This is a genomic window from Mitsuaria sp. PDC51, from assembly GCF_900113225.1.
In the GTDB taxonomy this organism is placed as follows: domain Bacteria; phylum Pseudomonadota; class Gammaproteobacteria; order Burkholderiales; family Burkholderiaceae_C; genus Roseateles.
Window position 1 is genome coordinate 520,701 of record NZ_FOZE01000002.1, and the last position, 21,136, is coordinate 541,836.

A 21,136-nucleotide genomic window follows, 5' to 3' on the forward strand; every position below is an offset into this window, starting at 1 on the left:
TCCAGCGCGCTTGGCCGCCAAGGCGTGGGGCCTTGGCGTCAAGCGCCAAAACCCCACGCCTTGCCGTCCCCGAACGACCCAGGACTCAGGGCCTGGGGAGTGCGGTTGAGATCGTTTCGGCCAGAGCTTCAGCGAGGTGGCGGCGGTCGAGGCCTTCCGTCGGCATCGCGGGCAGTGAGCGGACTTCGACCGCCAGGTCCTTGGCGGTCAGGATGCGCCACAGGCTTTCCATCAAGGTCATCTGGCCGATGTATTGCGCGGCCTCGCTGTAGGGCCGGCCCGGCTGGTGCCAGCGCAGCACCACCGGCTGCAACGGAGTGTGCGTGCTGATCGCTGCCTGCAACAGGTTGCCGTGCAGCGGCAGCAGGGGGTAGCCCGGGCCCGTCGTGCCCTCGGGGAACACCGCCACCGTCTCGCCGGCGGCCAGCGCCTCGGCCGTCTTGTGCACGACGCGCAGCGCGTCGCGCTTGCTGGCGCGCTCGATGTAGAGCGTGCCGACCGCCGTCGCCAGCGATCCCACCAGCGGCCAGGTCGCGATGTCCGCCTTGGAGACGAAGCGCGCCTCCGGCATCACCGCGTGCATCGCCGCGATGTCCAGCCACGAGATGTGATTCGCGGTGATCAGGCGCGGCGCCGGCGCCTGCGGGCCCGGCGACTCCAGCCGCACCCCCAGCACCCGCAGCAATTTGCCCGACCACCAGCCGACATAACGCTGCTTCGTCGACGTGTCGAAACCGGACCAGCGCACCTGCACGAGGAAGACCCCGTGCGCGATGTGCGCCAGCATCCGCAGCGCCCGCCAGACGCCGACCAGGGCACGCATCAGGCCGTCCGCTCGACGTCGGTGACCAGCGATTCGTAGGCGACCGTGCCGGCCACCAGCGTGTAGCGCACGCGGCCCGGCAGCTCGAAGCCGGTGATGTCGAAGGAGAACGGGGTGTGCTTGCCCTGGCTGACCAGCCGCTCCGGCGTGACCGCGCCGCTGGCCTCGGCGTCGAAGACGACGACGTCGCCCACACCGCCCTCGACCAGCCGGCCAGCGCTTGCCGCCAGCGAGCCCAGCGCGCCGCCCAGGACCTTGACCGGACGGCCGGTGATGGTGTCGAGCGTCCGCGCCAGCGAGAGGCCCTCGTCCTGGCCCCAGCGCAGCGCCAGGCTGAGCAGCAGTTCCAGGCCGGTGGCGCCGGGTGTGGCCTCGGCGAAGGGCAAGGTCTTTTCGTCGGCGGCGACCGGGTTGTGGTCGCTGACCAGCGCGTCGATCGTGCCGTCGGCCAGCGCGGCGCGCAGCGCGGCGCGGTCGCGCTGCTGGCGCAGCGGCGGGGTGAGCCGCATGGAGGGGTTGAAGTAGCCGATGTCGACGTCGCTCAGGTGCAGCGAGTTGATGGAGACGTCCGCCGTGACCGGCAGGCCGTCGCGCTTGGCCTGGCGCAGCAGCTCGACGCCGGCGGCGCTGCTCAGGCGGCACAGGTGGACGCGGCAGCCGGTCACGCGGACCAGCTCGAGGATGGTGTGCAGCGCGATGGTCTCGGCCGCGACGGGCTCGCCCGACAAGCCCAGGCGCGTCGCGACCGGGCCGCTGGCGGCGACGCCGCCGCTCAGCCACGGATCCTGCGGATGCAACCACAGCGTGTAGCCGAAGCTGGCGGCGTACTGCATGGCCCGCTGGACGGTGAGCGTGTTGCGGATCGGGCGGTAGGCCTGCGAGAAGCCGACGCAGCCGGACTCGGTGAGCTCGGCCATCTCGGTCAGCGCCTCGCCGTCCAGGCCGCGGGTGAGCGCGCCCAGCGGGAAGAGGCGGCAGCGGCTGAGCTTGCGGGCGCGGAACTTGAGCATGTCCACCAGGCCCGGCTCGTCCAGCGCCGGGTCGGTGTCGGGCGGGCAGACGAGGCTGGTGACGCCGCCGGCGGCCGCGGCGGCGAGCTCGCTCTCGAGCATGCCTTCATGCTCGTGGCCGGGCTCGCGCAGCCGCGCGGCCAGGTCCACCAGGCCCGGTGCGACGACCAGGCCGTCGGCATCGATGACACGGTCCGCGCTGAAGTCGCCGATCTGGCCCAGGCCGACGATGCGGCCCGACGCGATCGCGAGGTCGCCGCGCTGGTCCAGGCCCGAGGCGGGGTCGAGCAGGCGGCCGTTCTGGATGAGGATCTTCATGCTTCGTTCCCGGCGAGGATGGACATGACCGCCATGCGGACCGCGATGCCGAAGGTCACCTGCGGCAGGATCACGCTGTGCTGGCCGTCGGCGACGGTGGACGAGATCTCGACGCCGCGGTTGATCGGGCCCGGATGCATGACGATCGCATCCGGCTTGGCCAGCGCCAGCTTCTCCGGCGTGAGGCCGAAACTCTTGAAGTACTCGCCGGCGCTGGGCAGCATCGCGCCGCTCATGCGCTCGTTCTGCAGGCGCAGCATGATGATGACGTCGGCATCCTTCACGCCCTCGGCCATGTCGTGGCAAACGCGCACGCCCATGTCCTTGAGGTCGCCCGGCACCAGGGTCTTGGGGCCGACCGCGCGGATCTCCGGCACGCCCAGCGTGGTGAGCGCATGGATGTCGCTGCGCGCGACCCGCGAATGCACGATGTCGCCGACGATCGCCACCGTGAGGTTGGTGAAGTCCTTCTTGTAGTGACGGATCGTGTACATGTCCAGCAGGCCCTGCGTCGGATGCGCGTGGCGGCCGTCGCCGGCATTGACGACGTGGACATGCGGCGCGCAGTGCTGCGCGATCAGGTAGGGCGCGCCGGACTCGCTGTGGCGCACGACGAACATGTCGGCATGCATCGCCGAGAGGTTGGCCACCGTGTCCAGCAGAGTCTCGCCCTTGGCCGTGCTCGAGCGCGCGATGTCCAGGTTGATGACGTCGGCGGACAGGCGCTTGGCGGCGATCTCGAAGGTGGTGCGGGTGCGGGTGCTGTTCTCGAAGAACAGGTTGAACACCGACTTGCCGCGCAGCAGCGGCACCTTCTTGACCTCGCGGTCGTTGACCGACAGGAAGGTGCCGGCCGTGTCCAGGATCTGGTGCAGCACGGCCTTGGGCAGGCCCTCGGTGGACAGCAGGTGGATCAGCTCGCCATGCTTGTTCAGCTGCGGATTGCGTTTGCTCAGCATGGGATCAGTCCTCCTTCACGTCGAAGCTGAAGCGGCCGTGGTCGCCCGGATCCTGGCTTTTGACCAGGCTCAGCCGCTGGTGCGGCGCCAGGGCGACGCGCGCGGCGGAGAACGCCGGCTCGATCGGCAGCTCACGGCCGCCGCGGTCGACCAGCACCGCCAGCGTCACGCTCGCAGGGCGGCCGAAGTCGAACAGCTCATTGATGACGGCGCGGGTGGTGCGGCCGGTGTAGAGCACGTCGTCGATGAGCAGGATGTGGCGACCCTCGACCTCGAAGGGCAGCCGGGTGTGGTCGGCGCTGGCGTTCATGCCCTTGCTGCCGAAGTCGTCGCGGTGCAGCGCGCTGGAGATGACGCCGTGCTGGCCCGGCAGCTTCAGGTCCTGCTGGAGGCGTTCGGCCAGCCAGGCGCCGCCCGACCAGATGCCGACCAGCGCGCAGTCGGGTTGCAGCAGGCGCTGGACGCCGCGCGCGAGGTCGGCGTAGAGCGCTTCCGCATCGAGGTGCAATGTGCTCATGGGTGTTCCCGGAAGAATTGTTCGAGGATCAATGCCGCGCTCGCGGCATCGAGGTCGCGCGCGCCTTGGGACTGGGCTTCCGCGCTGGTGTAGCGTTCGTCGACTTCGACCACCGGCAGCCGGTAGCGGCCACGCAGTTGGCCCGCGAACTTGAGCGCGCGGGCGGTCATCTCATGCGGGGCGCCGTCCGGATGACGCGGCACGCCGATGACCAGCGCATCGGGCTGCCACTCCTGGATCAGCGCCGCGATCGCGGCCCAGCGCGCATCGCCCTGCTCGGTGATCGTCCGCAAGCCCCGCGCGCTGCCCAGCATCCGGTTGCCGGTCGCCACGCCGAGGCGCTTGGTACCGAAATCAAAACCGAGGGGGGAAACGAACGACGACGGGGAAGCGAGGGTCATGGCGCTTCCGGGATTCATGCGTGCCCGGCCTCCTGGCTGAGCATGCGCGGATCGATGCCCAGCAGCGCCAGCGCCTTGTCGTAGCGCTCCTCGATGGGCGTGTCGAAGATGATCTCGGGCGTGGCGTCGACGGTGATCCAGCCGTTGCGGCCGAGCTCCTCCTCGAGCTGCCCCGCCGCCCAGCCGCTGTAGCCCAGCGTGACCAGCACCCGCTTGGGGCCGGCGCCGCTGGACAGCGCCTCCAGCACGTCGCGGCTGGTGGTCATCTCGAGCCCGCCGGGCACGGCCAGCGTCGCGTTGTAGTGGTTGCCCTGCTCGTCCAGCGGCTCGTGCAGCACGAAGCCGCGCTCCGTCTGGACCGGGCCGCCGAAGAAGACCGGCCGCGCGGCCATGTCCTCGTCGTTCAGCTCGAGCTCGACCTTCTCGAACAGATTGCCCAGGGTCAGCGAGATCGGCTTGTTGATGACCAGTCCCAGCGCGCCCTTCTCGTTGTGCTCGCACAGGTAGACGACGGAGCCGGCAAAGGTCTCGTCCACCATGCCCGGCATGGCGATCAGGAACTGGTTGGTCAGGTCGATGCGTTCCTTGGACATAGGGGCGGATTCTATTTCACCGACACTCCGTCCCCATGACGCGAACGTCCTCTTCCCCCGCTTCCCGGCCCCCCGCGCCGACGGACGGCGCGGACAGCGCCCTGGTGTGGTTCCGCCGCGACCTGCGGGCCGACGACCATGCGGCGCTGTACCACGCGCTGCGGCGGCACCGCCGGGTCTACTGCGCCTTCGTGCTGGACACCGACATCCTGGACCCGCTGCCGCGGGCCGACCGGCGCGTGCAATTCATCCTCGACGCGCTGGGCGTGCTGGATGCGGACCTCGCCGCGCTGGCCCCCGGCGCCGGCCTGATCGTGCGCCACGGCGCGCCGCGCGAGCAGATCCCGGCGCTGGCCGCCGAGCTGGGCGTGCAGGCGCTGTACTTCAACCACGACGACGAGCCCGACGCGCTGCGCCGCGACGCCGCCGTCGGCGAGACCCTGCTGGCGCGCGGCGTGCAGGTCGAGAGCTTCAAGGACCATGTGATCTTCGAGCGCTCCGAGCTGCTGACCGGCGCCGGCAAGCCTTACGGCGTCTTCACGCCCTACAAGAACGCCTGGCTGCGCGAGATCACACCCTTCTTCCTCAGCAGCTATCCGGTTGAGCGCCACGCCTCGCACCTGGCGACCGGCCCCGAGGTGGCGGCGCGCCGGGGCGTGCCCGCGCTGGCCGACATCGGCTTCGAGCCCGCCGGGCTGAGCGCGGCGCTCTCGGGCGGCAGCGCGGGCGCGCGGCGGCTGTTCGACGAGTTCCTCGAGCGCATCGACCGCTACGGCGAGACCCGCGACTTTCCCGCCGTCAAGGGCCCGAGCTACCTGAGCACCCACCTGCGCTTCGGCACGATCTCGATCCGCGTGCTCGCGCGCGAGGCCTGGCGGCGTGGCTACGCGGGCAGCGGCGCCAGCGCGGGGGCGCAGACCTGGCTGTCGGAACTGATCTGGCGGGACTTCTATCACCAGGTCCTGCACCACCATCCGCGCGTGGCGGAGTGCGCCTTCCGGCCCGAGTACGACCGCATCGCCTGGGCCGAGGGTCCGGAGGCCGATGCCGACTTCGAGGCCTGGTGCCAGGGCCGTACCGGCTACCCGCTGGTCGACGCGGCGATGCACCAGATCAACCAGACCGGCTACATGCACAACCGGCTGCGCATGGTCACGGCCAGCTTCCTGATCAAGGACCTGGGCATCGACTGGCGTCGCGGCGAGGCCTACTTCGCCGAGAAGCTGATCGACTTCGATCTCGCCGCCAACAACGGCGGCTGGCAATGGGCCGCCTCCAGCGGCTGCGACGCCCAGCCCTACTTCCGCATCTTCAATCCGGTCAGCCAGAGCGAGAAATTCGACCCCGACGGGAAATTCATCCAGCGCTACCTACCGCAACTCTCGCGGCTGCCGCCGGCGCTGATCCACGCGCCCTGGCTCGCGAAGCCGGCGGAACTGGCCGCCTGCGGCGTCGTGCTGGGCCGCGACTATCCCGAGCCGATCGTGCGCCACGAGACCGCGCGCATGGCGACGATGGCGCGCTACGCCGTGGTCAAGGACCGCGGCTTCGCGCCGGACTAGCTCCCGGCCCGCGCACCGTCAATGCACCACCGCGCTGCCCTTCTGGGGCAGGCGCAGGCCGTGCGCCCGGGCTTCTGCCAGGATCAGCAGGCCGCGCGCGGTGATCGCGTCGCGGGGATGGAGCGCCACGCCGACATGGCTGTCGAGCCGCACCGGATGGCCGCCCAGGTCGAAGGGCTGCGCCAGCGCGTCGCGGATGCGCTCGCCCATCGCTTCCGCCTCCTGCACCGACCCGGCGCGCGAGACCACCAGCGCGAACTGCTCGTTGGCATGCCGCGCCAGCAGGTCGACCGGACCGGCGCAGGATGACAGCCGCCGGCCGACCTCCACCAGCACCGGTGCCGCCGCCTGCACGCCCTGGCTGCGCAGCAGCGCCTCCAGGCCCTTGAGCACCACCACCGTGACGGCCACCCGGCCGGACTCGGCATTGACCATGCGCAGCACCTGGTCCAGGCGCTCCAGCAGCGCCACCTGGCCGAGCAGCCCGGTGGCGGTGTCGCGCAGCAGCGGCGAGGGCCGCGTCTGCCGGCCGGCCGCGCGCTCGCTCTGCAGCAGCTCGTCGAGGTCGCCGAACAGCGACTCCAGGCCGCTGCCCTTGTCGTAGAAGCCGTCCGCCCCTGCCTGCATGCACATGTCACGGTAGGCGTCCATCGCGTGATGGGTGAGCATCAGGATCCGGCCCTGGAAGCCCTTGTGGCGCAGCGCCCGCAGCACGTCGACGCCGGTGCCCACCAGCAGGGTCATGTCCAGCAGCACGGTGTCGGGCTGCAGCCAGTCGATCAGCGCGATCGCCTGCGGCGCGGAGTCCGCCTCGCCGACGACGCGCACGCCGGCCATGTCCTCGAGCCGCCGTGCCAGGAGCCGGCGGATGGCCGACGAGTCCTCGACGAGAAAAATGTCCATGAAGGGATGCTCCGGATCGCGGCGGCGACTGGTTGTCACCGCCTGTCCGGCATCTTGCGCGAGGCCCGGCGCCGGCATCAGCAGCGCCCCGCGCATGCTGGTGTCGGGGCCTGTCCGCAGGATTTGTCGGGCGATGCCCTACAGCGCCCGGCCGCTCACTGGATGTCCGTCAGCCCGTGCTGGACGCAGTACTTGGTGAGCTCGGTGTTGTTGCGCCAGCCGGTCTTCTCGAGGATGCGCGCGCGGTAGGTGCCGACCGTCTTGGCCGACAGGTGCATGGTCTCGGCGATCTCCGCCGGCGTCTTGCCCGCGGCGATGAGCAGCATCACGCGGTGTTCCTGCGCCGACAGCTGCTCGTGCGGCAACTGGCCCGGCGTCGCGCCGCTGAGCAGCCCCAGCAGGTGGTCCGCCATCGCGGCCGTGACGTAGCGCCCGCCCTGCAGCAGGCGCTGCAGCGCGACGACCAGCTCGTCGGTCGCCTTGTCCTTGGGCAGATAGCCGGACACGCCCATCTGCAGCAGCCGCGCCGCGTAGGCAGACTCCGCGTTGAGGCTCAGCACCAGCACCGGCACGCCCTTGAGCGCCCGCAGCATGCGGCTGGCCCCCTCGGTCCCGCTGGCGTCGGGCAGCGACAGGTCCAGCACCAGCGCATCCGGCTTGTTGGCCTGGCCCAGCTGCAGGGCCTCGGCGATGGTCGATGCCTCGTCCAGCACCGCCGATGGCCAATGGCCCTGGATCAACTGCTTGACCCCGAGCCGCATGATCGGATGGTCGTCAACGATCAGAAACCTCATCCCAACCCTCCTCGTTCTCCCGGGTCGCCCCGGCGCTGTCCCCCTCGTCCGCGACGCCGGCCAGCGGCACGCGGACATCGATCCGCGTGCCACGCCGCGGCGCCGGCCCGAAGACCAGTTCACCACCAGCCAGCACGGCGCGCTCCCGCATGTTCCTCAGGCCCGACGCATCCGCCCGCACCTGGCCCGGGCCGATGCCGTCGTCCTCGATGCGCAGGCGGTATTCCCCGTCCTCGATGCGGGACTCGATCGTCAGCTGGTGCGCCTGCGCATGTCGCAGCACATTGGTCGCGGCCTCCTGCAGCAGGCGGAACAGCTGGTTGTGCTGCTCGCTGCTGAGCGCCTCGTCCGGCGCCAGGTCCAGGTCGACGACCAGCTCGCTCTGCCGCTGCAGGCCCTGCGCATAGTGCTGGACCGCCGCGCCGAAGCCGAAGTCGTCCAGCAGCGGCGGCCGCAGCGTGTTGGCGATGCGGCGCGCGGCGCCGATGACCTCGTCGGCGATGGCCAGCATCTCGTCGTGCATCGGCTCCTTGGCCGGCGCGATCTTGCGCGCCATCGACAGGGCCAGCATCTTCGCCGCCGTGCCCAGCTGGCCGAGCTGGTCGTGGACCTCGCGCGCGAGCCGGCGCCGCTCCGCCTCCACGCTGCGGTCCAGTTCGGCGGCGAAGCTCTGGATGCGGGTCAGCGCCTCGCTCAGTTCACGGGTGCGCTCGGCGACGGCCCCCTCCAGCCGCGCATGGCTGTCGCGCAGCGCGCGTTCGGCCCGGTCGCGCCGTTCGCGCTCGACCCACAGCGCCGCCATCGCCGCGGCCACCAGCAGGCCCCCGACCAGCGGCAGCACCTGCGCCAGCAACGTGGTTTCCTTGGTCTGCAGCGCCACCGCCGATTCGATGCCATCGATGCGGCGTTGCTGCACCGACTTCAGCCGCGCCAGCTCGCCGCGGATCTCGTCCATCAGCTGCTTGCCGGCGACATAGGCCTGGCGGTCGTTCAGCGCCTCGGCACCCAGCTTCCAGCGCTTCGCGACCTGGTCCTCGACCTGGCGGCGGCGCTCGGCGATGAAGCGATCCAGCCGCGCGAAGGCCTGGTCCTGGCGGTCGCCGCTGACCGCCAGCGCGTCCTTGAGCTGGGCGTAGTTCGCGTCCAGGTCGCGCTGGGCGCGCTCGTAGGGCTGCAGGAAGGCCGCGTCGCCGGTGATCAGGAAACCGCGCGTGCCGGTCTCCAGGTCGATCAGCAGGCCGTTCAGGTCGGACAGCTGCTGTTGCGTGCGCAAGGCATGGGCGCGCCCCGCCTCCTGACGCGTCAGCTCGCCCAGGCTGCGGTAACCGCCATAGGCGGTGGCCACGAAGGCGACGCAGCCGGCCAGCAACAGGCCCGCAGCCACCGGAAAGGTCAGCAAGCGCATGGATGGTCCGGGCCTCCGGGCCCGTGTTCGTACAACCCTGCGGACGCCGCGTTCCAGCGATGACAAGCTCGCCGGCGTCCACCCCACTGCAGTCGGGCCCCGGGTGTCAGGCGCATCGGACGTCTTTCGCTCCGCTTGCGCCGGTCGGGCCGCTTTCGCTTCTGTCTCGCATGGATTTCGCCCTTCGGTGGGAGGGCTTGTTCGCGCGGACGCTCCCTGGCGAACGCTCACGTGGGCCTAACGCTAGAGGTGCGGCGCAGGAAAAGCAAGTCCCTGCTCACGCGCCGCGTGCCGGGAAAGCCACGTCCGCGGGCAGCAGGCGGGCCGAAGGCGAGCACTTTCACGCGACCGGCGGGTGCCGCGCGCCGGGGTCAGGACTTGTCCCACCGCCCCTCGCGGGGGCACCCCACCCCGCCTGTCAGGGGGCCTGCCAACGCGACAGCAGCGCGCCATGGCGCTGCTGCCAGTCGCGCAGCGGCGCCGCCTCGCCGTCGAGCACCAGCCGCAGGTAGGCCAGGCTGAGCTCGCGCGTCGCGGCCTTGACCTTCGGGTTGAGCTCGAAGCCGCCGGTGTTCATCCGGTCGGTGAAGATGCTGTGCGAACCGCCGCTGAACATCGCCAGCGCCTTGCGCGGCCCGCCGATCGCGTCGAACAGCGCCACCCGGTCCGACGGTCCGCTGTAGTAGCCGGGAATGGTGATCTCGTCGGCGGTGGCGCTGATGTGCAGGGTGGGGATGGCGATGCCGGACAGGATGGGCGCCGGATCGCCCTCCCCGTAGAACGGCGGCGCGGAGATCAGGATCGCGGCCTTGAAGCGCGGATCGGCCAGCGAGGACAACGACGACGACGGCGCCGCGCCACCGGTCAGGCCCGCGGGCGCCGCCACCTTCGCGCCGGCGATCAGCAGGCTGGTGTTGGCGCCGTAGGAATGCCCGGCGATCGCCAGGCGCGTCGCATCCAGCCGCGGCCCCAGCGGTCCGGCCAGCAGTTGGTCCAGGGCGAAGCGGATGTCCTGCGTGCGCTCGATGGCTTCCTCCGGCTGCGCCGCATGCTGCAGGCGCCGCACCAGCGTCAGCGAGTTCGACCAGCCGAAGCCGCCGGCCCAGAGCCGGCGGTCGCTGCCGATGTGCTGCACATGCATCGCGACGATGCCGTGCGCCGCCCAATAGCTGCCGAGGTAGCTGTAGCCGCGGCGCGAACCGCCCATGCCGTGCGAGAAGACCACGACCGGCCACCCACCCGCCGGTGGCTCGCCGCGGGGCCAGTAGACGCGCACCGGGACCGCGCGCTCACGGGCGGGATCGCTCCAGTCGAAGTCCTGCCAGTGATGGCTGCCGTCCTCGGCCGCCTGCGTGCCGGGCAGGGCCGGCAGGTCGGGACCGGCCACCGGCGGCGGCGTCGCGCAGCCGATCAGCAGGGCCGCGACCGCCGTCGCCGCCGAGGCGGCGAGCGCGGTCCAGCGCCAGGTCCTGTTCACCGGATCAGAAGAGTTCGACGTCGCTGAGGTGGCTGGCCTCGGCCATGCGGCCTTGCGCGACCAGCGTCGCGTGGCTCTGCACCTGGTTCCGGCCGGCGCCCTTGGCGTGGTAGACCGCCTTGTCGGCGCGCTCGAAGGCCGCGGCCGGCGAGTCGCCGCTGCGGATCTGCGTGAAGCCAATGCTGACCGTGATGCGGCCGACCTGCGGGAAGGCGTACTGGGCGGTGTTGAGGCGGAAGCGCTCGAAGGCGTGCGCGGCGTCGGGTTCATCCTCGCAGCGCATCAGCACGACGAACTCCTCGCCGCCGAAGCGATAGAGCAGGTCGTTGAAGCGGAAGCTGCTGCGCATCAGCCGCGACAGCAGCAGCAGGACCTCGTCGCCGATCAGGTGACCGAAGCGGTCGTTGATCGACTTGAAGTGGTCGATGTCGATCACGCCGATCCAGTAGCGTGGATGCACCGCGGCATGGCGGCGGTCCTGACCGGGCTCCTCGGGCTTGGCCTCCTCGGCCTGGATCCGCAGCGGCAACTCCGAGACGGCCTTCAGGAAGCTCTCATCGAAGGTCTTGCGGTTCAGCAGGCCGGTCAGCGTGTCGCGCTCGCTGTAGTCCAGCAGGCCCTGGAAGTTGTGATAGATCCGCAGCACGCTGCTGACCATGCGCTGCGCCTCGGTCTTGAGCCGGCGCGCGGTGTGCAGCTCCAGCACGCCGACCACGTCGCGTTCGGTCGCCAGCGGGAACAGCGTCACCCACTCGTTGTTTTCGCGCTGCTGCAACACGCTGCGCTGCGTCAGGCATTCGAGGCGGCGCGGATGCTCGGCCAGCCGGGGGAGGGTCTCGGGATCGACCCAGAGCGAGTCGGCGGTGGCGACGGCGTCGCCGGCGTGCAGCCGGGCGCGCGTCAGCCAGCGCTGCTGGCCGGGCTCGCCGACGCAGCGATAGATCGCCACGGCGGCCGCAGGGCCGTTGAGCAGGTCACGCAGCGCGGTGACCAGGGTGACGTCCATGACGTCGCGGTCACGGAAACCCGTCAGCTCGGCAAGATGGTCGACTACCCCGGACATGGTGTTTGCAGCGTGGAGGGAGGATCCAGGCGCCGGCAACCACCGATGGTCCGGGGGCCCGGACGCTACGCCCTCGCCGGCTTTCCGGCGGAATGGTGCGAAGTGTATCGGGCGATCAGGCCGAGCAGGTGCTCCTCGTCATAGGGCTTGCCCAGGTAATCCTCGACTCCGAGCCGTTGTGCATAGTCGCGGTGTTTCTGAGCGATGCGCGACGTGATCATGATCACGGGCAGCCCCGCCAGACGCGCGTCGGCACGCAGGTTGCGGACCAGGTCGAAGCCGTCCATGCGCGGCATCTCGATGTCCGACAGCACCAGTTGCGGCAATTCCTCGCCGGCCAGGCGCTCCATCGCATCCAGGCCGTCCTTGGCCAGCAGCACGCGGTAGCCCTCGCGCTCCAGCAGGCGCTGGGTGACGCGGCGCACGGTCAGCGAGTCGTCGACCACCATCACCAGCGGCGCGAGCTGCTCGGTGGCCGCCTCGACCACCACCTGGCGCGCGGCCGCCTCGGCGTCGTGCACGCGCTGCTGCGCGGCATGGCCGTAGCGGTTGGCCAGCGCCACCGGGTTGTAGATCAGCGCCACATCGCCCGAGGCCAGCAGGCTGATGCCCGCCAGGCCCGGCACCTGCATCAGCTGCGGGCCCAGGTTCTTGACGACGACTTCCTGGTTGCCCAGCACTTCGTCGACGTGCAGCGCCAGGCGCTGCTGGGCGCTGTGCACCAGCGCCACCGGCAGGGTCTTGCCATGGGCGACGCCGCGGTCGCTCTGGTGCATCAGGCCGCCCAGCCAGTAGAAGGGCATGCGCTCGCCGGCGGCCATCAGCGCGCCGTCGACATAGGCCTGCTCGACCGTCTCGACCGGCAGGCGCTGCACCGACAGCATCAGGCTGGCCGGCACCGCGACCTTGCGGTCGCCGTAGCGCAGCACGACGACCTGCGTCAGCGCCGTCGTCAGCGGCACGCGCAGCTCGAAGCTGGCGCCCTGCCCCGGCGAGGACTGCGTCAGCACGTAGCCGCCGAGCGTGTTCACCTCGGAGCGGACCACGTCCATGCCGACGCCGCGGCCCGCCATCTCGGTCAGCGATTCGGCGGTGGAGAAACCCGGCTCGTAGATCAGGTCCATCAGCTGGGCGTCGTTCAGGTCCTGACCCGGCTGGATCAGGCCCTGGCTCTCGCCGCGGGCGCGGATGCGCGCCAGGTTCAGGCCGGCGCCGTCATCGCTGAAGCGGACCTGGATCTCGTTGCCTTCCTGGTGCAGGTTCAGCACGATGCGGCCCACCGGCGCCTTGCCCGCCTGCTGGCGGACATCCGGCGTCTCGATGCCGTGCACGACGCTGTTGCGCAGCAGGTGCTCGAAGGCGCCGGTCAGGCGCTCCAGCACCGCGCGGTCCAGTTCGACGCCGCCACCGCGGATCTCGAGCTGGGCCTGCTTGCCGCTTTCGCGGGCGGCCTGGCGGACGACCCGGTGCAGGCGCTCGCCCAGGCTGCTGTCGAACTCGACCATCCGCGTGCGCAGCAGGTCGTCCTGCAGCTCGCGGGTCAGCCGGGACTGGCCGGCCAGTTCGTCTTCGCCGGCCGCGACGTTGCGCTGCAGGCCGCGCTGGACCGTGGCCACGTCGTTGACCGACTCGGCCAGCATCCGGGTCAGTTCCTGGAAGCGGGTGTAGCGGTCGAACTCGAGCGGGTCGAAGTCCTTGCCGGTCGCCTGGGCGGCTTCCTGGCGGGCGGCGATGCGGGCCTCGGCCTGCAGTTCCAGTTCGCGCAGCTGCGTGCGCAGACGCTCCAGGTTGTCGTCCAGGTCGGACAGCGAGGTGCGCATCTGGCCCAGTTCGGACTCCAGGCGCGCGCGGCGGATGGAGACTTCACCGGACAGCGCGGCCATGCGCTCCAGCAGCGCGCCACGGACGCGCACCTGGGCGGCCGGCGCCACCGGGGCGCTTTCCAGCGGCTGGCCCAGGTCGGCGATCTCGCTGAAGTGGGCCCAGTCGATCTCGATGTCGGCCGGCGGCGTCGCCACCGCGGGCTCGGCGACCGGCGCCTCGACCGGCGCGGCGGCCTCCACGACCGGCTCGGCCTCCAGCGGCGGCAGCGCCACCGGTTCGGCGACCGGCTGAGCGACCGCTTCGGCGACCACGTCGGCCACCGGCTCGATCGGCGCCAGCTGGGGAGCCGGTGCCGGGATCGCGTCGGAGCCTTCGGCCGGCGCCTGGATGGTCTCGACCGCGACGGCGGGAGGGATCGGCGCGGGCAGGTCGGCGACCGGCGCGGCCGGGGCGGACGGCGCCATCGGCGCGGGCACCACCGGGGCCGGGTCGCGCCAGGTGCGCTGCAGCGTCTTGAAGCTGTGTTCCAGGCTGTCGCCGGCGTCCTGCAGCGCGAGCAGCTGCTCGTAGCCCGGTTCGCCGTCGGCCAGCAGGTGCTCGATCTGGGACTCCAGGCGGTGGGCCTGCTCGCCCAGGCGCATCGCGCCGGCCAGGCGGGCACCGCCCTTGAAGGTGTGCAGCACCCGCATGCAGGCGGCGGCGCGGCCGGTGTCGGCCGGCTGGGTCGCCCACTCGCGCAGCGCGCCGTGCAGCTCGCCCAGCAGGTCCTCGGCTTCCTCCTCGAAGATCGGCATCAGTTCCGGCTCGATCTGGTCGGGCTGGCTGAAGTCGAAATCGTCGGCGGTCGCCTCGGCGGCCTGGTGGAAGGCGTAATGCGAGGTCGGCAGGGCCGGTTCGGCCGTGTGGTCCACCAGCAGGTGGGCCGGCAGCGCGGCCGTCGACACCTCCTCGAGCGACATGGCCAACAGGCCCTCGTCGCTGTCGGCATGGCTGTCGGGCAGCGCGGCGCCCGGCTCGAAGGCCTGCAGTTCCGCCAGCAGGCCGGCATCGGCTTCCTTCAGGAAACCGGCGGCGAACTGGTGCAGCAGGCGGCGGATCTCGTCGGCGGCGCGCTGGAACAGCGTCGGGTCGGCGACCTGATGGCCCTGGGCGCGCGCCAGCGCGTGCTCCAGGCAACGGGCCAGCGTGGACAGGTCCTCGAAGCCCACCGTGGCGGCGCTGCCGGCCAGGCCGTGCGCCAGGGCTTCCGCGTCCTGCGGCAGCGGCGACTGGGGCAGCAGCGCCCACTCGCTCAGCTCCACCTGCAGGCGGCGCGAACGCTCGTCGGCCTCGTTCAGGAAGATGTTGAACAGCGCGATGCTGATGCGCAGCGGCCCGATGACCTTGACGCCCTCGTCGCTGTCCTCGACCGACTCTTCCGACTGCGCCTCGGCCTCGGCCTCGACCTCGGCGGTCGGCGGCGTGACGGCGGTGCCGCCCACCAGGCTCAGCGCCGGCGCAGCGTGCGCCGGTGCCGCGCCCAGGTCGGGCAGGTCCAGGTCCGGCAGATCCAGGTCGGACAGGGTGCGCGGCGACAGGCCTTCGGGCGCGGTCGCCTCGACAGCGGCATCGGCCGCTTCGGCGGCCGCGTCGCTCAGGTCGAGCACGGCGTCGTCGGCGGCCACCGGGGCCACCGGGGCCTCCACCGGCGCGGACACCAGTTCCTGGCCGAGGTCCAGCGTCAGCGACAGGTCCGCGGCGGACGGCGCATCGATCGCGGCGACCGGCTCGGTGTTGAGATCGGACAGATCCAGCAGGTCCAGCGCCGGCTCGTCGGCGGCGGGTTCGGCCGGCAGCGCGTCCAGCGGCATCGGCGTCGTCGCCTCGATCTCGACCAGCGGCGCGTCGGCCGGCCAGCCGTCGGGCAGTTCCATCGTGACGGTCGCCTCGTCGGCGGGCGTCAGCGTGGGTTCGAGCGACAGCGTCGGTTCGTCCTGGAAGGCCGGCGGCTGGGCCGCGGCGGCTTCCACCGCGGCGGGCTCCAGCAGCGCGGACGGTTCGACCACGTCCGCCACCGTCGGCAGCGACATCGTCGTGTCCAGCACCGGCGGCTCCGCGGTCAGCGCGGGCAGTTCGACGGCGGACAGCGCGTCCAGGTCGATGGCGGCGTCCAGCTCGGGCACCGCCTGGGTCAGTTCGGGCACGTCCGCCGGGAATTCCGGCGACAGCGCATCGATCGCGACGGGCGTCGGTTCGGTCGCGGTCACCACGTCCAGGTCGGCCACCGGCAGCGGCGGCACGTCCAGGCCCGGCAGGTCCAGCGCGGGCAGGTCCAGCGACGGCAGCACCGAGCCGGCCGCGGCATGTTCCGCGTCCAGCGTGGCCAGCAGGTCCAGCGCGGCCAGCTCGTCGGCCGCGGGCGGCGTCGCGGGCGCGGGCGTCGCCACTTCGTCCGCCAGCGACAGTTCCGGCAGCACCTGCAGGCCGGCCAGATCGATCTCCGGCGCGGGGGCCGGGACCTCGGCGACTTCGGCGACTTCCGGCAGCTCGGCGACCTCGATGACCTCGGGGGCTTCCACCACTTCGGCCACCTCGATCAACTCGGGCACCGCCAGGACCGGCGCCGCGGCGGACAGCTGCAGCGGGGTGTAGCGGTTCTCCAGACGCAGCGTGTCGGCGACGGCGCGGAACGGCGCGCTGTGATAGCCGTGCGGCCGGCCTTCGCCGATCGCGGCGGCCCAGGCCTGGAATCCGTCCAGCGCCTCGTTGCTGGCGCGCAGCAGGTCCGAATCGGCCTGCGGATGTTCCGACAGGCGATGGTTGTAGAGCTGTTCGAAGGCCCAGCCGGCTTCGCCGAACTCGTTCAGCCCGACCATGCGCGAGCTGCCCTTGAGCGTATGGAAGGCGCGACGCACCGTCGTCAGCTGTTCCTTGTCGCTGGCGCTGCGCGCGAGCGCGGTCAGCGCCTCGCGGGCGGTCGTCACGACCTCGGCGGCCTCTTCCAGGAAGATGCCCAGCATCTCCTCGTCGATGGCGGCCTCGGCCTGCGGGATCGGCGCGCTCGGCGCGGGCGCCGGCGGAGCGACCGGCGCGGCGGCCTCGATGAACTGCTGCAGCGATTCGGCGGCCTGGCTGCCCGCGGCGTCACCGCCGGACGAGAGCAGCTGCTGCTGCGCCTGCTGCGCGGCCTGCGCCAGGCCGAGGTCGTCGGCGGCGCGGGCTTCGTGGGAAATGCGTTCCAGGTCGCGCGCCAGGTCCTCGGTCGAGCGATCGCCCTGCGCGACCGCCTGGGCGGTCGCCTGGAGCTGGTCGATCAACTGCGGCTGGGCCGCGGCTTCGGCGGCGGCCAGTTCCTGCGCGTGGGCGTGCTGTTCGCTCTCGCGGCCGACCAGCGACTGCAGCAGCCCGGTGTCGTCCTCGAAGCGGAACATGCGCTTGGCCAGCTGCGGCTGGACGCTCAGCATGTCGATCAGGAAACCCAGCGCGCCCAGGTTGTGGGCGAGCCGGTCGAATTGCGCGCGCGGTCCGGGCAGCGAGGGATCGACCTCGGTGTTGGCCAGTTCGTCGACCTGGTCGCGCATCTTCAGCGTGGCCTGCGCGGCCTGCGACAGGCCCAGCACGCTGAACACGCCGCGCATCGCCTGCAGCTGGCCCGGCACCGGGATCAGCAGGTCGCGCTTGGACGGGTCGCGGAAGTATTCGTCGCACTGGCGTTCGACCTCGGAGAGGCTGGCGCGCAGTTCATGGACGACGGAGCCGAGCGTCTGCCGGTCGGCGACGCGGCGGTACAGCTCCTCCATCCAGCTCTCGAGCGCCAGCGGCGCTTCGCCGTGGCCGACCGACTCGATGCGGCGGGCCAGGCTCTTGACGCGTTCGGCCTGCTCGGGCTGGTCGAAGGCCTCGTCCTCGAGGGCCGCTTCCAGGTAAAGCATGGACGTGGCGATCTCCATCGCCAGCGCCGGCTCGGGCGCGCGGCCCGAACGCAGCGTCGTGACGACGGCGCGGCGCAGCGTGTCGCCGAGCACCTCGCCACTGGGGAACAGCTTCTGCAGCGATTCGGCGACGTGGGCGAACTGCTCGTCCAGGCCGCCCAGGCGATGGGTTTCGCCCTCGGCGGCGGAGGCCCAGGATTCCTTCGCGGCGGCGACGCGGCGCTTGGCGGCGGCGACCCAGTTCGGATCGATGCGGCCCAGCGTGTCGTCGCGGTAGTCGACCTGGTCGGCCTCGATCAGGCCGTAGGCCTGCTGGACCGCGGTCAGGCGCGGGGCGCTGCCCGGCTCGGCATGCTTGGCGGCGGCGCAGAAGAACAGCAGGTCCTTGGCCAGGCGCTCGGACGGCGCGGCATCGCTGCCGGCGCGCAGTTGCGCCAGCAGGCGCGAGCCCAGGCGCTTGACCAGCGTGTCCACCGGCAGCAGCCCGCGCGACTGGGCCTCGAACTGGCCCGCGGCCAGCATCCAGAGCGTGCGCGCGTTCGGCTGCGTCTGCGTCAGCGCCAGGCCGGCGCACAGGTCGCTCAGCAGCTGGCCCTGGCCCGGCGCCGGGGCACGCATCTGCTTGAGCAGCAGCGCCTCGAAGGGCGCGCGCATCTGCTCGGCGCTCAGCGCGCGGACGTTGCGGTCCAGCGGCAGTTCGCGCCAGCGGAATTCCTCGGTCCACAGGTCGGCCGGGTGGATGCGGCCCGCGCCGTTGAGTTCCTGCAGCGTCTGGTAGGCGGGGAACAGCGCCAGCGAGCTCGGCTGACCGCCGGCCAGCGTCTTGGCGATGAAGGCGAGCACCGCGAAGTCCGCGCGCTCGACCGCCTCGATCTCGGCGATGGTCACGCCGGCGGGGTTCTCCGCCAGGCGGAACAGCGTCGCCTCGGCGGCGCGCAGCAGGTGCGCGGCGGCCGGCAGGCTGACCACCGCCAGCACGCCGGCGGCCTGGTGCATCTGCTGGGCCGCGCCTTGCAGCGCCGGGCTGGGCTGGCCGTCGCCGCCCAGGGTCGTCGCTCGCGCATCGGCATCGCGCAGCACGCGGCGAAGGGCCTTGTGCACCGATTCCAGCGTGCGGCGCAGTTCCTCCTGGACCCAGGCCAAGGGGCTCAGGTCGGCGGGGAACTCGGATTCGCGCGTAAGGTCCATGCTCGCTCTTGTTCTCTCTTTTATGTCGACGCGGTGCGGGTCTCTATCCCTGTTCTACCGGGCGGGGCAGTCGGCCGATGCCGGTCAGGTCACCTTGAACCGGGCCACCGACTGCTTCAGCGCCTCGGCCGACCGCGACAGCTCATGCACCATCTGGGCGGTCGAACGCGTACCGTCGGAGGTCTGCTCGGTCACCGCGAAGATGTGCTGGATGTTGGCGCCGACCTCGTTGGCGGCGCGCGCTTCGTTCTGCGCGACCGTCGAGATCTGGCCGATCAGTTCGTCCAGGCGACGCGACACCGAGTCGATGTCTTCCAGCGCGCGGCCGGCCGCGTCGGACAGCTTCGTGCCCTCGACCACCCCCAGCGTGGAGCGCTCCATGGCGGCCACGGCGTCGTGGGTGTCGGTCTGAATGGTCTTGACCAGCGCCGCGATCCGGCGCGTCGCGTCGGCGGAGCGTTCCGCCAGCCGCTGCACTTCTTCCGCCACGACCGAGAAGCCGCGACCGGCTTCACCGGCGGACGCCGCCTGGATGGCCGCGTTCAGCGCCAGCACGTTGGTCTGTTCGGTAATGTCCGAGATCAGCTCAGTGATCTCGCCGATTTCCTGCGAGGACTCGCCCAGCCGCTTGATGCGCTTGGAGGTTTCCTGGATCTGGTCGCGGATCTGGTTCATACCGCCGATGTTGTTCTGCATCGCCTGCAGACCCTGCTCGGCGGCTTCCCGGGACTGGCGGGCCACGTCGGCGGTCTGTTGCGCCTGCGCGGACACGTCGTTGATCCGGTGCGCCATCTGCAGCACCGCCTCGCCGGTGGCGCGGATCTCGTGCAGCTGTTCGGTCGACGCGGCCAGCAGCTCGGTCGAGGTCTGGTCGACCTGCGCCGTCGTGTCCGTCACCCGGACCGCCGTCGTCTGCACCTGGTGCACCAGCGAGCGCAGTTCTTCCACGGTGTAGTTCACCGAGTCGGCGATCGCGCCCGTGATGTCCTCCGTCACCGTCGCCTGGTGCGTCAGGTCGCCTTCAGCGACGGTCTGCAGTTCGTTCATCAGTCGCAGAATGGCGGCCTGGTTGGCGTCGTTGACGCGCTTGGCCTCCTGCTCCTGCGCCTCGGCCTCGCGGCGCTGTTCTTCCGCCATCTGCGCTCGGCGCGCCTGGTCGGACACGTACAGCCGCAGGAAACCGACCGCGCCGATCACCAGCATCGCCAGCGAGGCCGCCATGGCCAGCAGCAGCAGCGGGTTCATGCCGCCGGCGGACTCCAGGCCCTGGCCCAGGTCGTCCAGGTCTTTGCGCAGCACTTCCGAGTCATTGAGGATGGCCGTCTGCGCTTCCCGCGCGGACACCAGGCCCTGCAGGTTGGACAGGATGGCCGTCGCCTGCGAGCGGGTCTGGTCGTACTGGGTCAGCAGCACCTTCAGGCGCTCACGCACCTGCGGGTCCTTGGCGCCGTTCAGGCGCAGTTCGGGGTTGCCGTTGAGCAGCGCCTGGGCGATCTCGCGGAACGCGTTCAGGTCCTTGCCCAGCAGGAACACGGCCTCGGGGCTCACGCCTTCCTGCGTCAGGAATTCGTTGGCGGACTTGCCGATCCGCTGCGTCAGCATCACCAGCTGGCCGACCGCGGCGACTTCGCCGGTCGGGGCCGAGCTCTGCAGCGACAGCGAAGCCACCGCCTCGGCGCTTTCCAGCAGGTCAGACGACTGGCGGTTGATCGCGCGCAGCGCGGCGCCCACCTGCGTCAGCACCTTTTCCTGGGCCAGCATCACCTTGGTGTTCTTGTCGGCGCGCGCCACCATCGGGCTGATCTTCTCGAGCAGCGCATCGACCGAACCCGGCGCCTTGGCCAGTTCGCCGCTGCCGTCGCGCAGCGAGGTGGTCACGCTGGTCAGGATGTCGGCCGCTTCCTTCATTTCCGGGAAGGCGTTCTTGTTGCCCAGCAGCGCGGTCGAGACCGCCTTGGCCAGACGCTGCGACTGCGTCGCGGCCTGACCGGCGCCGCGCACCTGCGCCGCCGAGCGGTTGCCGTTGATCAGCGCCATCGAGACGGTGCCGGCGGTGAAGAGCACGCCCGCGGCCGTCAGCGCCGTCAGCAGGCCGGTGCGGCGCTGCTCGGGCTGCTTCAGGACCTCCGGCATCGGGGTCGGGCTTTCCGGGGCGGACGCCGAGGGCTGGTAGCCCGCGGACGTGTCCTGGAACTCCGGCGTGGGCTGCGCCGCGGTGATGATCGAAGGCTGGAAGTCCGTCGTGTCCTCCGGCGCCGACGAGCCCGACGCGTCGGTCCGCGGACCGTCGTCGAAGTCGTCGTTGCCCTCGTTCTTGCCCTTGTTCTTGATCTTGTCCAGGAAGCTCATCTCACCCTCGTTTGATCTCGTTCGTCGAATCGGCGCCTG

Annotated in this window: 14 protein-coding genes; 1 reads left to right on the forward strand and 13 read right to left on the reverse strand. The window is 71.3% G+C overall.

Translation table 11 applies throughout. The annotated features are described in order from the left end of the window. Nucleotides 1-85: 85 nt before the first annotated feature. Genes BM393_RS13745 through BM393_RS13770 form a run of 6 tightly spaced genes read right to left on the reverse strand, consistent with a single transcriptional unit; the run spans nucleotide 86 to nucleotide 4,621 of the window. A complete protein-coding gene (locus BM393_RS13745) occupies nucleotides 86-823 on the reverse strand; it encodes a 1-acyl-sn-glycerol-3-phosphate acyltransferase (protein WP_091726911.1) in 738 nt (245 codons plus the stop codon). Next, complete coding sequence (locus tag BM393_RS13750; protein ID WP_091726916.1) at nucleotides 823-2,151, reverse strand: dihydroorotase; 1,329 nt, start codon at nucleotides 2,149-2,151, stop codon at nucleotides 823-825. The genes BM393_RS13745 and BM393_RS13750 overlap by 1 nt, the downstream gene beginning before the upstream one ends. After that, a complete protein-coding gene (locus tag BM393_RS13755) occupies nucleotides 2,148-3,110 on the reverse strand; it encodes an aspartate carbamoyltransferase catalytic subunit (RefSeq protein WP_091726920.1) in 963 nt (320 codons plus the stop codon). Before BM393_RS13755 ends, BM393_RS13750 begins: the two co-directional genes overlap by 4 nt. Before the next feature lie 4 nt (nucleotides 3,111-3,114). Continuing rightward, entirely contained in the window at nucleotides 3,115-3,627 is a 513-nt protein-coding gene (gene pyrR, locus BM393_RS13760) for a bifunctional pyr operon transcriptional regulator/uracil phosphoribosyltransferase PyrR (RefSeq protein ID WP_091726925.1), read from the reverse strand. Next, nucleotides 3,624-4,028, reverse strand: a complete 405-nt coding sequence (gene ruvX / locus BM393_RS13765; RefSeq protein ID WP_091726928.1) for a Holliday junction resolvase RuvX — start codon at nucleotides 4,026-4,028, stop codon at nucleotides 3,624-3,626. The genes pyrR and ruvX overlap by 4 nt, the downstream gene beginning before the upstream one ends. A gap of 14 nt (nucleotides 4,029-4,042) precedes the next feature. Next, the gene (locus BM393_RS13770; RefSeq protein WP_091726932.1) at nucleotides 4,043-4,621 is read right to left on the reverse strand and encodes a YqgE/AlgH family protein; all 579 of its coding nucleotides are present in this window, start codon (nucleotides 4,619-4,621) and stop codon (nucleotides 4,043-4,045) included. Nucleotides 4,622-4,656: 35 nt separating this feature from the next. Here BM393_RS13770 and BM393_RS13775 point away from each other — a divergent pair, with 35 nt between their 5' ends. Then, nucleotides 4,657-6,183 carry a deoxyribodipyrimidine photo-lyase gene (locus BM393_RS13775; protein ID WP_091726937.1) on the forward strand — a complete coding sequence of 509 codons (1,527 nt, stop codon included), beginning with the start codon at nucleotides 4,657-4,659 and terminating at the stop codon, nucleotides 6,181-6,183. Between the two features lie 18 nt (nucleotides 6,184-6,201). On the opposite strand, the gene BM393_RS13780 is transcribed toward BM393_RS13775, so the two are convergent. The 7 genes from BM393_RS13780 to BM393_RS13810 form a co-directional block, all read right to left on the reverse strand. Continuing rightward, nucleotides 6,202-7,086: a response regulator gene (locus BM393_RS13780; protein WP_175538339.1), complete on the reverse strand. Its 885-nt coding sequence runs from the start codon at nucleotides 7,084-7,086 to the stop codon at nucleotides 6,202-6,204. Between the two features lie 155 nt (nucleotides 7,087-7,241). Further along, the gene (locus BM393_RS13785) at nucleotides 7,242-7,880 is read right to left on the reverse strand and encodes a response regulator transcription factor (RefSeq protein ID WP_091726945.1); all 639 of its coding nucleotides are present in this window, start codon (nucleotides 7,878-7,880) and stop codon (nucleotides 7,242-7,244) included. After that, nucleotides 7,861-9,285 (reverse strand): CHASE3 domain-containing protein, encoded by a 1,425-nt coding sequence (locus tag BM393_RS13790; RefSeq protein ID WP_091726949.1) that lies wholly within the window; start codon nucleotides 9,283-9,285, stop codon nucleotides 7,861-7,863. Before BM393_RS13790 ends, BM393_RS13785 begins: the two co-directional genes overlap by 20 nt. Before the next feature lie 418 nt (nucleotides 9,286-9,703). Further along, on the reverse strand, nucleotides 9,704-10,762 hold the full coding sequence (locus BM393_RS13795) for a hypothetical protein (protein ID WP_217648443.1): 1,059 nt from the start codon (nucleotides 10,760-10,762) through the stop codon (nucleotides 9,704-9,706). A 4-nt stretch (nucleotides 10,763-10,766) separates the two neighbouring features. Then, entirely contained in the window at nucleotides 10,767-11,825 is a 1,059-nt protein-coding gene (locus tag BM393_RS13800; RefSeq protein ID WP_091726952.1) for a GGDEF domain-containing protein, read from the reverse strand. Between the two features lie 65 nt (nucleotides 11,826-11,890). Next, nucleotides 11,891-18,748 carry an Hpt domain-containing protein gene (locus tag BM393_RS13805; protein WP_091726956.1) on the reverse strand — a complete coding sequence of 2,286 codons (6,858 nt, stop codon included), beginning with the start codon at nucleotides 18,746-18,748 and terminating at the stop codon, nucleotides 11,891-11,893. A gap of 84 nt (nucleotides 18,749-18,832) precedes the next feature. Next, on the reverse strand, nucleotides 18,833-21,097 hold the full coding sequence (locus BM393_RS13810) for a methyl-accepting chemotaxis protein (protein ID WP_091726960.1): 2,265 nt from the start codon (nucleotides 21,095-21,097) through the stop codon (nucleotides 18,833-18,835). Nucleotides 21,098-21,136: the final 39 nt, after the last annotated feature.